Source organism: Mycobacterium sp. Marseille-P9652 (genome assembly GCF_902652685.1).
Taxonomy (GTDB): domain Bacteria; phylum Actinomycetota; class Actinomycetes; order Mycobacteriales; family Mycobacteriaceae; genus Mycobacterium.
The window spans coordinates 30,222-42,454 of the sequence record NZ_CACRUY010000008.1 but is presented as its reverse complement, the minus strand read 5'-3'; the positions used below and the strand labels follow the sequence as shown (position 1 = coordinate 42,454).

Here is a 12,233-nt window from a genome sequence, read left to right as displayed (position 1 = left end):
GCGCGCCAATCTCTTCAGAGAGTCGCTAGCCGGCGGCGGCGGTGATCCCGTGCCAGGGGCTGGCGCCGACCGCGGTCACCCGCTTGACGAAGTCCCCGATGTAGTGGATCGCGCGGCGTCCCTCGGGCAGGATGTCGGCCGCCAGCGGGAAGTCGTGAATTTGTTTGGCCCACAGGTGCAGGTCGCAGCGAACGCCGGACTTCTCGAGCCGCTGCGCCATGAGTTCGGCGTCGGGGAGCAACAACTCGTCGGAACTGGCGTGGATGGTGACCGGCGGCAGGCCGGAGAGGTCGGCGTCGACGGGCGACACGACGCGGCCCGCCTCGCCCGGGAGGTGGACATTGCTGAGGTATCGGGCGAACATCGACAGCGCCCCGCGGGTGAACATGGAGCACTTGCGCGCGTTGCGGTGCTTGAGCTTGCGGACCGGGTCGGCGTCCGTGAACGGCGAAATGGTCGCGACGCCGGCCGGCCGGTCAAAGCGGTTCTTGATCGCGGCCAGCGTGGTCATGAACGCGAGGTAGCCGCCGGCCGAGTCGCCCGCGACGACGATCTCGTGGCCCTGGTAGCCGAGGTCCTGCAGCCAGCGCAGCCCATTGAGACCGTCCTCGATCGCGTCGGCGATCTGATGGTTGGGCAGCTTGCGGTATTCGACAGTGAGCACAGCGGCGTCCGCGGCCTTCGACAAGCGGACCACCAGTGAGCGGTGGGTGTTGAGGCCGCACGTCAAGAATGCCCCGCCGTGCAGGTAGAGGATCGCCCGCTTCGCCGACGCGCCGGGCGCGCGCACCCATTCGGCTGCGCAGCTGTCGAGCCGGACCGGCTCGATGTGCGCCGAGGAGCCGAACTTCGGGAACAGTCCGACGAGCCCGTCGATCTGCGCCAGGGGCCAGTGGAAGTTGGGCTGTAGAGCCCATGCACGAACCGCGTTCTTGACGATCAACCGGCTTGCCATCGACACGGCGAGAGACTGCGGGCTGTGGCGATGGTGGATTCTCCGCGTCATCGCCCGGCTGGGCAATAAGGGATGCGGGTATGGATCTGTCGTCGGCATTGGCATCAGCTCCTAAGTTCGGACCGAATACCCGCTCGACGGGTTGGAAAACGACGAGTAAATCCGTCGCGAATGTCGCCTTCGTCACGTTTCGCGGCGTAAATGCGGGGTACTGGCCGCGCAACCTGGCCGCGGGTCGATGGCCCAAGATGATGAGCATGGACACGAGCGCTGCCATGCTGCTGGTCGATCGGGTCGCGGTGGTGACGGGCGGCGGTGGGGGCATCGGCGCGGCCACGTCGCGAATGTTCGCCGAGCACGGTGCGCGGGTGGTGATCGCCGACATCGACGAGGAGCTGGCCCGGCGGACCGCCACCGAGATCACCGCCGCCGGCGGATCGGCCGTGGCGGAAGTCGCCGATGTCCGCGACCCCGACCGGGTCGACGGGCTGGCGCGGTCCGTGCTGGACCGCTTCGGGCGCGTCGACGTCCTGGTCAACAACGTCGGCCACTGGCTGCGCCACCCGGGCAACTTCGTGGACACGGATCCGCAACTGTGGGACGAGCTGTACCGGGTCAACCTGCACCATGTCTTCCTGGTGACCCACGCGTTTCTGCCGGCGATGATCGCCCGGCACTCCGGCGCGATCGTGAACGTCTCGTCGGTCGAGGGATTGCGCGGCTACCCCGAGGACCCGGTGTACGCCGCCTTCAAGGCGGCCGTCATTCACTTCACCCGCAGCCTGGCGGTCCAGGTGGGCAACGACGGCGTGCGGGTCAACGGCGTCGGTCCCGACGTCACCGAGTCGCTGCAGGTGCCCTATTCCCAATGGCTGTCCGCCGACGAGCAGGCCCAGTGGCCCCGCTGGGTGCCGGTGGGACGGATGGGGCTGCCCGAGGACCAGGCGCGGGTGATCCTCTTCCTGGCGTCCGACCTGTCGCGGTTCGTGACCGGCCACACCATCCCCACCGACGGCGGCACGGGCGCCGCGGGCGGGTGGTATCGATCGTCGCGCCGGCCCGGCCGGGACTGGACGAACCGGCCCGTCGCGCCCTGATCGGGGTCAGGCGAGGGCCAGCGCCTCGATCACCCGATTCATCACCGCGCCCGCGTCCCGACGAGCTTGGACGTGGTCGTCGGCCCTCGCGATGTACAGCGTGGCCTCGCGCATCGCACCGAGCACCGTCACGGCCGTCGCCTCGACCGGCTGGGGCGGGATGCGGCCGGACTCGATCGCGCCGGAGAGCAATTCGCGCACCAGGCCGAGGTTGTAGCGGTTGCCGATCTCGGTCCACCGCGCGGATCCCAGCACCGCGGGGGCGTCGACCAGCACGATCCGCTGCACCTCGGGATCGGAGCTGGCGTCGAGCCAGAACGCCGCACCCAGCCGCATGATCTCGACCGGGTCGGTTTGCCCGCTGGCCGCTATGGCTTCACCCATGCGGGTGGCCACCTCGGCCTCCACGCGCTCGAACACCGCCGCGAACAACTCTGTCTTGTCGGCGAAATGGTGATAGAGCGCGCCCCGCGTCACCCCGGCCGCGCGCACGACGGCCTCCAGCGCGACATCGGCGAAGCCGTGCTCGCCGAACAAGGGCCGCGCGGCGGCGATCAGCGCCTCGCGGGTGTCGGCCGCGCGTTCGGCCTGGGTGCGCCGAGGGGGCCGCATGGCACCTTGCCTTTCATACATACTGTATGTATCTTCATGCATACAGTATGTAGGTTAGTGACGAGCGGTTGGCAGCTCTTCCGGTGTCCATCATCGATCCCCCGGTGGCCGCCCAGCGCATCGACTCGCCAGCGCGCGCACATCGACCTTCGACGGGAAGGACACGGCAATGCCGACGACGGATCAACGCACCAGGGTGGACTTTCCCAGCGGCGGCAGCCACTGCGCCGCCTGGCACTATCCCGGCGAGAACGGCGCCTGCGTGATCATGGCCGCGGGGCTCGGCGTGATCAAGGAGCCCGGCACCGACCTGTTCGCCCGCCGCTTCCACCGGGCCGGCTACAGCGTGCTGGCCTTCGACTACCGAAACCTCGGCGAAAGCGGCGGCGCGCCAAGGCAGCTCGTGCGCATAAAGGACCAGCTGGACGACTGGGATGCCGCCATCGCGTTCGCCGCGTCGCTTCCAGGGGTCGCACCCGACAAGATCGCGATCTGGGGATTCTCGGTCTCGGGCGGCCACGTGCTCCGGATCGCCGCGCGCAACCCGGGCGTCGCCGCGGCGATCGCCCACTCCCCGCTGGTCGACGGGCTCGATGCGATGCGAAACGCTCTGCCGCACATCACCTTACCGGCGCTGGCCAAGCTCATGGCACGGGCGGCCGCCGACGCCGTGGGCGGTCTCTTTGCCCGCGACCCCCTGCTCGTGCCGCTCGCGGGCGAGCGCGGCGACGTCGCCGCGCTCACCACGCCCGACTCCCGCAACGGCACGGCGGCGCTCAACCCGCAGAATCGTTACCCGCACTGGGAACAGACGGTGGCCGCCTGCTCGGCGCTGCGGGTCGGCTTCTACCGGCCCGGCCGCGTCGCGTCACGGATCGGACGCCCCCTGCTGGTGGTCGCCTACGACGACGACGGGGTCGCGCCCCCGGGGCCGGCGAGGCGCGCCGCCGCGCGCGCGCCGCACGGCCGGCTCGCCCGCCTTCCCGGCGGGCACTACGCGGCCTTCCTGGGCGGTGAGGATGAGGCGGCGCGGGCCATGATCTCGTTCCTCGACGCCGCAATGGCGTTGCGCCACTGAGGGTTTGGCCGCTTCGCGGGTCAGCCGCCGGACAGGTTGGCCTGCTGCTCGGTCAACAAGCCCTGCTGCTCGGCCTGCTGCGCCTGCTGAAGGTCCAGTTGCTCTTGCTGCTCCGCCTGCTGCTCGGCCTGCTGCATCTGCTGCAGAGCGAGTTGTTGTTGCAGCTGAGCCTCGTCGTCGTCGCCGTCGGCGGCGAAGCCCGCGACATGACCCGCGTGGGCCCGGTCCGACGCGACGGCTGCCCCCTGAGCGATCGACAGCAGCAGAGCGATGGTCGCCGCGCCCGCAAGCGCCATGTGTCGCAGGCGGATTCGCGATCGCGGCGAAGGCTGTTGCCTGTCGGGTGCTTTGTTCATCCCCTATTTCTGCGCCGGGATCCTTGGAGCGGTGTGGAACGCGGTTATCGATCCGCTGTGAGAACGGCCCCCGCATCCGGCTGGTAGCGCGCGCCCTCGCCGATGATCGTCACCGGGATGCCGTTGAGGGCGCCGTTGCCGGACGGCTCGTCGAGAAATGTCGGCGGGGACAGGACGTTGGTGTTGGCGCCGGGCGAGCCGTTGGCGACCGACATGCGGGTGCCGGGCTTGCCGTGCCCCCAGCCGTGCGGCATCGACACGACGCCCGGTTTGATCGCGTCGGTGACCTCGACGGGCACCTTGATCTCCCCGGCCGCCGACTTCACCGTCACGACGTCGTCGTCTGCGACACCGCAGCGGGCGGCGTCGTCGGGATGGATCAACAGCGTGCACCGGTCCTTGCCCTTCATCAGCGCCGGCACGTTGTGCAGCCACGAGTTGTTCGACCGCAGGTGCCTGCGGCTCACCAGCACCAGCGGTTCGGGCGGCCGCTCGAGCCGGGCGGCCAGCCGCGGCAGGTCGTCGAGCAGGTACTGCGGCGCCAGTTGGATCTTCTTGCCCGGGGTTTCGAGGATGTCGGGCAACTGGGGCACCATCGGCCCGAAGTCGATGCCGTTCGGGTTGGCCTTGAGCAGGTCCAGCGTGAGGCCGCCCGGATTCTTGCCGTACTGGTCCCCGAAGGGACCGGTGCGCAGCGTGAGGTCGAGCATCCGTTCGGGGCCGCCCTTCAAACCGGTCTCGTCGTACAGCTTGCGGATCTCCGCCCCGTCGAGGCCCCGGGTGAACGCCAGGTAGTCGAAAAACCCGTCGTCGATCGCGGCGACGTCCACGTCCTCGGCGGGGGTGCCGGTGCACAGCCCGGTCAGCCGGATCAGGATCTCCCATTCGTGCGGCCGGTCTCCCGGGTCGAACACCGGGGCCGAGTAGTTCGCGATGCTGTGGATCGCGAAGAGCAGGATCAGGTCGTCGTGGTGCGGCTGCTCGAGCGGCGAGAGCCCGGGCAGGACCACGTCCGCGTGGCGCGTGGTCTCGTTGATCCACAGGTCCACCGAGATCATCGCTTCCAGCATGGGCAGGACCTCGTCGAGCTTGTCCCCGCCGGGTGTGGACAGCACGGGGTTTCCGGCGACCGTGATGAGCGCCTTGAGCTGTCCGTCGCCCGGGGTCGCGATCTCTTCGGCCATGCACGACACCGGCGCCTGGCCGAGCACCTCTTTCGCGCCGCGGACCCGGGTGTGCCACCGGCCGAATTCGGGCTTGCCGCCCTCCAGGCCGGGCAGCGGCTGGGTCGTGATCGACCAGGCTGCGGGCCGCGGGAACATGGCGCCGCCGGGTGTGTCGAAATGACCCGTCAGGATGTTGATCACGTCGACCAGCCAGCTGGCCAAACTGCCGAACTCCTGATTGCACAGGCCGATTCGGCCGTAGACGACCGACCTCTCGGTGCCGGCGAGTTCGCGGGCCAGGCGATGGATGCGCTCGGCGTCGATCCCGGTGACCGCGCTGACCCGGCTGGGCGGCCAGTCGGCGGCGATTCGGCGCATGGTCTCGACGCCGTCGACGTGGGGGCCGGGATTGATGAGGTCTTCGGAGAACAGGGTGTGCGCCACCGCCAGCAGCAGGGCGGCGTCGGTGCCCGGCACGATGGGAAGCCACTCGTCGGCGCTGGCCGCCGTCTGCGTGCGCACGGGGTCTATCACAATCACCTTGCCGCGCTTGCGGATTCCGTCGATCAGCCCCATGACGTCGGGCGCGGCCAGCAGCGATCCCTGCGAGGCGGCGGGGTTGGCGCCCATGATGACCATCAGGTCGGTGCGTTCGATGTCGGGCACGGGGAAGTTCCACCAGAGTCCATACATGAGGTGCGACGAGAGATTCTTCGGCCACTGGTCGACCGTCCCGGGCGAATACGTCACCGGCAGCCCGGACATGCCCATCAGCACACCGGCGTAGCGGGCCAGCGAGAAGGAATGCGCCAACGGGTTGCCGGTGTAGGCGCTGACCGCCCCGATGCCGTACTTCTCGATCACCGGTGCCAGCAGTTCGGTGCAGCGGCGGAACGCCGCGTCCCAGCTCACCTCGTGAAATTGGCCGTCGACCTTGATCAGCGGCCGGCGGACGCGGTCCGGGTCATCGTGCAGCGCCGCGAGTGAGACGCCCTTCGGGCAGAGGTGTCCGCGGCTCCACACGTCGTCGCGATTGCCGCGGATGCCGGTGACCTTTCCGCCCTCGACGTGAATCTCCAAGCCGCACATGGCTTCACACAGTGGGCAGGTGCGCACGTGCCTGCCGTCTTCGCCGGTCGTCACCCGCCCACTGTATTCCGCTACCGCTCGTATCGGAAGGGTCCGGCGGTCAGGATGCCCACGGCCCGATGCCGCCGACCTTGTCGATGCGGATGCGGGTGAGGTAGCCCGGCGGCGCGCCCTTCGGCGGGAACCCGGCGTCCGGGCCCAACAGGTGGTGGGCGAGTTGCTCGAGCAGTTCGGGCGCCCCGCCCTCGACGATGCGGGCGGTCCCGGTGATCGAGAGATAGGGCCGCATGCCTTGGGCGGCGTCGGCGGGCGACACGATCGTCACCGCCACGCGCGGGTCGTTGCGGACGTTGCGGACCTTCTTGTGCTCGGCGAGGTGCGCGGCGACGAGCTCGTCACCGTCGGGCGTCGACTGCAACGCGACCCACACCAGGCTGATCTGAGGGCTGCCGTCGGGGTTGAGGGTCACCAGGGTGGCGTCGGCGCCGCGGCCGATGAGCTCGCGGGCTGCGTCGTTGAGTTTCATGCGTGGGGTGACGCCGGGGGGCGGCGATTCATTCCCAAGCGGCACGACGAGGGGCCCGGTCACCGATGTGACCGGGCCCCTCGTCAAGAGTCTTGCGGCTAGTCCTGCTCCGCCTTCTGGCGAGCCTCGTTGGCGTCGGCCGCCTTTCGGGCCGCCTCGGCCTCGGCCTCCTTCTTGCCCGCCTCGCGCTGCGCGTCCGCCTTGTCCTGCTGGGCCTGGCCCTCGCGCAGGAGGTCGTTGCTGCCGGTGACCGCACCGACGACTTCCTTGACCTTGCCCTTTGCGCCCTCGACGATTCCCTCGACGGCTTCCTGGGGACCACTCTTGTCCGACATCAGTTCTCCTCGTGTGTCGTGCGTACTGGTCTCCCGTATTGCCAGCCGCCGCCGCGGCGAAACGGTGGTGAGGAGTAGCCTCCGCCACACCCAGCTGGCCCGATGGTCGCGACCCGCCTCGCCCGGCGTACGCCGCGCTCGCGATCGCGACTACCGAAGCGTCACCAGCTGATCGACCGAGTCCCTCGGCAGCTCGCCGTCGACGACCGCCGTAACCGTCATGTTCTTCAGCGTGATCGCCCCCTCGTGGTTGTCCAGGAAGGCGGTGTCGGCCGCGTCGCGGCCGGTGGCGATGCGCACCATGGACTGCCGGGGCGCCAGGCAGGTCGCGTCGACGACGCGCCATCCGCCGTCCACGAACGCCTCGGCCACCGCATGGAAATCCATCGGCTGACAGCCGGGCGCGTACACCGAGACCAGCCTGGCCGGGACGTTCAGGGCGCGCAGCAGCGCGATCACCAGGTGGGCGTAGTCGCGGCACACACCGGAGCCGGCCAGCAACGTGTCGGTAGCGCCGTCGATCGGATCGCTGGATCCCGGAACGTAATCGAGCCGCGTGCCCACCCACGACGACACCTTCTCGAGAAGCGCCCTCGACGTGCCGTACTCGCGGAACTCGGTGGCCGCGAAGCCGAAGAACTTGTCCGCCTCGGCGTAGCGGCTCGGCCGCAGGTACGTCATCACGTCGATGTCGGTCACCGGAGGTGGGTCCGCCTCACCCGCCACCGTGGCCGAGTAGGACACGGCCACCAGCCCCTCGTCGACCTTCAGGGTGTGGATCCGCGTCCCATGCTCCCCCGCGATCTCGCGCGGCTGGACCGTGTTGCCGTTCAAGGTGATCGACAGGGACTCGCTGACGTCGGCGCCGGGGTGGGCCGCGACGGCGATCTGGAAGTCGAGCGTCGTCGGCGCCGTCACCTCGACCTCGATCTCCGCCCCGACGCCGCGCTTGAAGTCCGCTGTGCTGATATCCGCCCCCTCATCCGTGCCGGAACTCCTTGGGGAGTCGCCTACCGTGTAATCCAACACGAGAAGTTGCCGACATGCAGGGTGAGCGCGGCGCTGATGGTGAGGAGGCGCGGCGGTGCAGATGTGGGAATTGGTGGCGCGCGAGCGGATTCGCGACACCTTGGCCCGCTACAACTGGTCCGGGGACGCCGGTCGACTCGAGGACCTCACGCAGACCTTCTGCCCCGACGGAGTTCTCGAGATACGCGGCATGGAACCGCTGCAGGGGCGGTCGGCGATCGCGACGTTCCTCGGCGGCGTCACGGCGACCGCCGCCGCCGGCGCGGGCGACAAAGCGATCGTTCGCCACAACGTCACCAACGTGCTGTTCGACGAACTGACCCCCGAGCGGGCCGAGGTCAGGTCGTACTTCACGGTGGTGACCAACCTGGGGCTCGACCACTGCGGCCGCTATCGCGACACCCTCGTTCCGATCGGCGATGGGTGGCTCATCGCGCGCCGGAAGGTGACGACGGACTGGGCGTCCGGGGATTCCGCGATGGCTCGGCGGCCCGCCGGCGGCTGATCCCCCCGGCAGGTTTGCCGCACCCCGCCCAACGGCTACTGCTCTAGGACACACCCAACAGACGACTACCGTGCCGGTCCGCCGGTCGGGCGAGGCTTTGTGTGGCCCCCGACCGCAATGACCAGTAGTCACGGTGCCGGAACACGGAACGAGTGAGATGGAACGGCTTAGCGGACTAGACGCGTTCTTCTTGTATCTGGAACGGCCGACGCAGCCCCTCAACGTTTGCTGCGTGCTGGAGCTGGATCCGGCCACGATGCCCGGAGGCTATACATTCGAAGGCTTCCGCGACGCGCTGCGGGCGCGGGTGGACGCCGTCCGCGAATTCCGTCTCAAGCTGGCCGACAACCAGCTCAACTTCGACCACCCCGTCTGGGTCGACGACGAACGGTTCGACCTGGCGCGGCACCTCCACCGCGTTGCCCTGCCGTCGCCCGGCGGTCCCCGCGAGTTAGCTGAGATCTGCGGGCACATCGCCGGCCTGGCGCTCGACCGCGATCGCCCGTTATGGGAGATGTGGGTGGTCGAAGGATTCGGCGGCGACGAGGCTTTGTCCGTCGTCCTCAAGGCCCATCACGCGGTGGTCGACGGGGTGGGCGGCGCCAACCTGTTGGCGCAGTTGTGCAGCACATCTCCGGACGCGCCACCCCCGGAACCCGCCGCCCGCGCCGCCAGGCCCGGTCCGCTGCAGATCGCGGCGTCGGGACTGATCGGTGCCGCGCTGCGGCCGTGGCGACTGGCCAGCGTGGTGCCGGCGACCGCGATCACCCTCGTGCAGACGGTGCTTCGCGCCCGCAGCGGCGGCCCCACGATGGCCGCCCCGTTCGTCGCGCCGCCGACGGCATTCACCGGGCCGTTCACCCGCCGCCGCAACGTCGCCCTCACCCATGTGGACCTCGGCGACGTCAAGACGGTCAAAGACGCCTTCGGGGTGACCGTCAACGACGTGGTGACGGCCCTGTGCGCGGGCGCGCTGCGGCAGTTCCTGCTGGACCGGGGCGAACTGCCAGCCACGCCGCTCGTGGCGAGCGTGCCGGTGTCGGTGCACTCCAAGTCGGGCCGGCCCGGACGCAACCAGACGACATGGATGCTGTGCCGCCTGGCAACGCACATCGACGATCCGTGCGAGCGGCTCACCCGCATCGCCGAGGGCAACGCGGCGGCCAAGGACCACGCCGGCGCGATGGGCCCCACCCTGTTGCACGACTGGACACAGGTGGCGGGTCAGACGATGTTCGGCGCCGCGATGAAGCTGCTGCCGCGAATCCCGTTGGGCGACATCCTCCCCCACAACCTGGTGCTGTCGAACGTCCCCGGTCCGCAGGAGCAGCTGTACTTCATGGGATGCCGGGTGGGCGGCATGTATCCGCTCGGGCCGATCATCGCGGGCGCGGGGCTCAACGTCACCGTCATGTCGCTCAACGGCCAACTGGGCGTCGGCCTCATCTCCTGCCCCGACCTCGTACCGGACCTGTGGGAGCTGGCGGACGCGTTCCCGGCGGCACTCAAGGAATTAATGGCCTGCTGCGATTCCGCGTAATGTGCATTATCGCAACGCCTTTCAGGCCGTCGGCGCCACCCCGATCGTCAGGACGTTGAGCCGGCACCCGTTCGGGCCGGCGCGCCAGCCGTGATCCACTCCGGTGATCACCGCGCTGTCGCCCGCCGTCAGCGTGTGTGCGCCGTCGTCGAGGATCAATTCGACCGAGCCCGCGAGCACCACGTCGAAGTCGATGGTGTCGGTGTGGTGCGGGGCGAATTCGGCGCCGGGCGGGTACTCGATCGCCGTCCACCGTAGGGCGCCCGGCGCCACGGCCAGGTCGAGGAAATCGGCCGCGCGGCCGTCGCCCGCCGCGATCGCGGGAATCGACGGGACCGCATGCAGGACCGAGAACAGGAGGCCGAGCCCGTCGGCGCCCTGCAGTTCCACGGCATCGTTTCGCACCGCACACGACCTCCCCGCCGCGTCGACGCCCGTCATGAGGATGCGGCTCTCGCCCGACATGCGTCAGGACTGTAGTCGACCGCTCGGTGGAACACCCCGCTCCCAGCCGCGTGGCGGCATGGCAGGGTGGGGAGCGTGACGGACGGAACTGAGCTGGTGGAGCAAGACCTGCGCGAAACCGAAACGGCCAAGGGCGCTTTGCGCTACTACGACTGCGGCCCGAGTTCCGGGCCGGTGCTGCTGTTCCTGCACGGCTCGGGTCCCGGGGTCTCCGGCTGGCGGAACTTCCGCGGATTACTGCCCACCTTCGCCGCGCACTACCGCTGCCTGGTCCTCGAATTCCCCGGCTTCGGGGTCAGTCCCGACTTCGGCGGCCACCCCATGGTCGACGCACAGGGCGCCGTGGCGCCCTTCCTCGACGCCCTCGGGGTCGAGAAGGTCCACATCATCGGCAACTCGATGGGCGGCGGCGTGGGCGTCAACTTCGCGATCCGCAACCCGCAGCGCGTCGGCCGGCTGGTCACCATCGGCGGAATCGGCACCAACGTCTTCAGTCCCAGCCCGAGTGAGGGCATCCGCCTGTTGCAGGAGTTCGTCGAGGACCCGACGCGCCAACGGCTCGTCGACTGGCTCAAGTCGATGGTGTACGACCAGGCTCTGATCACCGAGGAGTTGATCGAGGAACGCTGGGCGCTGGCCACCGATCCCGTTGCGCTGGCCGCCGCGCGCCGCATGTACGGGAAGGCGGCGTTCGCGGGCATGACGGCGGCGATGGCGGCCTCGGACCGGCCGATGCCGTGGGCCGTGATGCACAAGCTGGCCGCCCCGACGCTGCTGACCTGGGGGCGCGACGACCGCGTCAGCCCGCCCGACATGGCGCTGATCCCGATGCGCACCATCCCCAACGCCGAGCTGCACATCTTCCCCAACTCGGGGCACTGGGCGATGATCGAGGCCCGGGCGGCGTTCGAGAGCACCGTGCTGGCGTTCCTGTCCCGCTGACACCACGTCGATCTGGCGCCGTTGCTACCGGGCGCCCGCGAGGCCCTTGATCAACCACGCGTGCGCGTCGGGATTGCCGTCGAGCAGGCGACTCGTGCGGGTCGTGATCAGCCAGCGGCCGTCGATGCGCCGCAGCGCGAAATGGTGTGCGGTCGCGCGCCAGGCGCGGTACGCGTCGTTGTCGGCGTCGCGGACGAGCACGAGCGATTCGCACACCGCGACCGCCTCGTCCCCGGTGACGGTCACGACGCAGGGCCCGAGGAAGTGACAGCATCCCTTGGCCACCAGCTTCTGGTGGGCGGACGAGCTCACCATGGCGTGGATGGCGTCCCTGCCCTCCATGCGCCAGCCGTCGACGTCGTAGACGCCGTCGCTCGCCCAGAGCCGCGCGGTGGCATCGGCGTCCCCAGCGTCCACCGCCGGGCCGTAGGAAGCGATCAACTGCCTGATGTCGCGGTCGTCCTCGAGTCGGCGCAGTCGCGCCGCCACGTCGTCGAGATCGGTCATGCTGGTGCTCCTCATTCTCGCCTGCTTCAGG

14 protein-coding genes are annotated in these 12,233 nt (G+C 69.5%); 5 read left to right on the top strand and 9 right to left on the bottom strand.

Annotation, left to right across the window (positions count from 1 at the left end; all coding sequences use genetic code 11):
* Positions 1–25 precede the first annotated feature (25 nt).
* Positions 26–1,054, bottom strand: a complete 1,029-nt coding sequence (locus GPY60_RS06930; RefSeq protein WP_156686902.1) for an alpha/beta hydrolase — start codon at positions 1,052–1,054, stop codon at positions 26–28.
* A gap of 158 nt (positions 1,055–1,212) precedes the next feature.
* On the opposite strand from GPY60_RS06930, the gene GPY60_RS06925 reads away from it, so the two are divergent.
* Entirely contained in the window at positions 1,213–2,052 is an 840-nt protein-coding gene (locus GPY60_RS06925; RefSeq protein ID WP_370462663.1) for an SDR family NAD(P)-dependent oxidoreductase, read from the top strand.
* 6 nt (positions 2,053–2,058) lie between these two features.
* Here GPY60_RS06925 and GPY60_RS06920 read toward each other — a convergent pair whose 3' ends face one another.
* On the bottom strand, positions 2,059–2,664 hold the full coding sequence (locus GPY60_RS06920; protein ID WP_156686901.1) for a TetR/AcrR family transcriptional regulator: 606 nt from the start codon (positions 2,662–2,664) through the stop codon (positions 2,059–2,061).
* Between the two features lie 169 nt (positions 2,665–2,833).
* On the opposite strand from GPY60_RS06920, the gene GPY60_RS06915 reads away from it, so the two are divergent.
* Positions 2,834–3,742, top strand: coding sequence for an alpha/beta hydrolase (locus GPY60_RS06915; RefSeq protein ID WP_156686900.1), 909 nt, complete (start codon positions 2,834–2,836; stop codon positions 3,740–3,742).
* Positions 3,743–3,762: 20 nt separating this feature from the next.
* On the opposite strand, the gene GPY60_RS06910 is transcribed toward GPY60_RS06915, so the two are convergent.
* The 5 genes from GPY60_RS06910 to GPY60_RS06890 all read right to left on the bottom strand — a co-directional run bounded on the left by GPY60_RS06910 (position 3,763) and on the right by GPY60_RS06890 (position 8,183).
* Positions 3,763–4,098 carry a hypothetical protein gene (locus GPY60_RS06910; RefSeq protein ID WP_197283569.1) on the bottom strand — a complete coding sequence of 112 codons (336 nt, stop codon included), beginning with the start codon at positions 4,096–4,098 and terminating at the stop codon, positions 3,763–3,765.
* 44 nt (positions 4,099–4,142) lie between these two features.
* Positions 4,143–6,407, bottom strand: a complete 2,265-nt coding sequence (locus tag GPY60_RS06905; protein ID WP_156686898.1) for a molybdopterin-dependent oxidoreductase — start codon at positions 6,405–6,407, stop codon at positions 4,143–4,145.
* Positions 6,408–6,453: 46 nt separating this feature from the next.
* A complete protein-coding gene (locus GPY60_RS06900) occupies positions 6,454–6,879 on the bottom strand; it encodes a PPOX class F420-dependent oxidoreductase (RefSeq protein ID WP_156686897.1) in 426 nt (141 codons plus the stop codon).
* A 98-nt stretch (positions 6,880–6,977) separates the two neighbouring features.
* Entirely contained in the window at positions 6,978–7,214 is a 237-nt protein-coding gene (gene mbp1, locus GPY60_RS06895; RefSeq protein WP_156686896.1) for a microaggregate-binding protein 1, read from the bottom strand.
* A 150-nt stretch (positions 7,215–7,364) separates the two neighbouring features.
* Entirely contained in the window at positions 7,365–8,183 is an 819-nt protein-coding gene (locus tag GPY60_RS06890) for a transglutaminase-like domain-containing protein (RefSeq protein WP_156686987.1), read from the bottom strand.
* A 115-nt stretch (positions 8,184–8,298) separates the two neighbouring features.
* Between GPY60_RS06890 and GPY60_RS06885 the strand changes: the two genes are divergently transcribed.
* Together GPY60_RS06885 and GPY60_RS06880 are read left to right on the top strand one after the other, a co-directional pair.
* Positions 8,299–8,748 carry a nuclear transport factor 2 family protein gene (locus GPY60_RS06885; RefSeq protein WP_156686895.1) on the top strand — a complete coding sequence of 150 codons (450 nt, stop codon included), beginning with the start codon at positions 8,299–8,301 and terminating at the stop codon, positions 8,746–8,748.
* A 157-nt stretch (positions 8,749–8,905) separates the two neighbouring features.
* The gene (locus GPY60_RS06880; RefSeq protein ID WP_156686894.1) at positions 8,906–10,288 is read left to right on the top strand and encodes a WS/DGAT/MGAT family O-acyltransferase; all 1,383 of its coding nucleotides are present in this window, start codon (positions 8,906–8,908) and stop codon (positions 10,286–10,288) included.
* Between the two features lie 21 nt (positions 10,289–10,309).
* Here the strand turns inward: GPY60_RS06880 and GPY60_RS06875 are convergent, their stop codons facing one another.
* Entirely contained in the window at positions 10,310–10,753 is a 444-nt protein-coding gene (locus GPY60_RS06875) for a cupin domain-containing protein (protein WP_156686893.1), read from the bottom strand.
* Between the two features lie 75 nt (positions 10,754–10,828).
* Here GPY60_RS06875 and GPY60_RS06870 point away from each other — a divergent pair, with 75 nt between their 5' ends.
* A complete protein-coding gene (locus GPY60_RS06870; RefSeq protein ID WP_231639417.1) occupies positions 10,829–11,695 on the top strand; it encodes an alpha/beta fold hydrolase in 867 nt (288 codons plus the stop codon).
* A gap of 24 nt (positions 11,696–11,719) precedes the next feature.
* Here the strand turns inward: GPY60_RS06870 and GPY60_RS06865 are convergent, their stop codons facing one another.
* Positions 11,720–12,202 (bottom strand): nuclear transport factor 2 family protein, encoded by a 483-nt coding sequence (locus GPY60_RS06865; RefSeq protein WP_156686892.1) that lies wholly within the window; start codon positions 12,200–12,202, stop codon positions 11,720–11,722.
* Between the last annotated feature and the right edge of the window lie 31 nt (positions 12,203–12,233).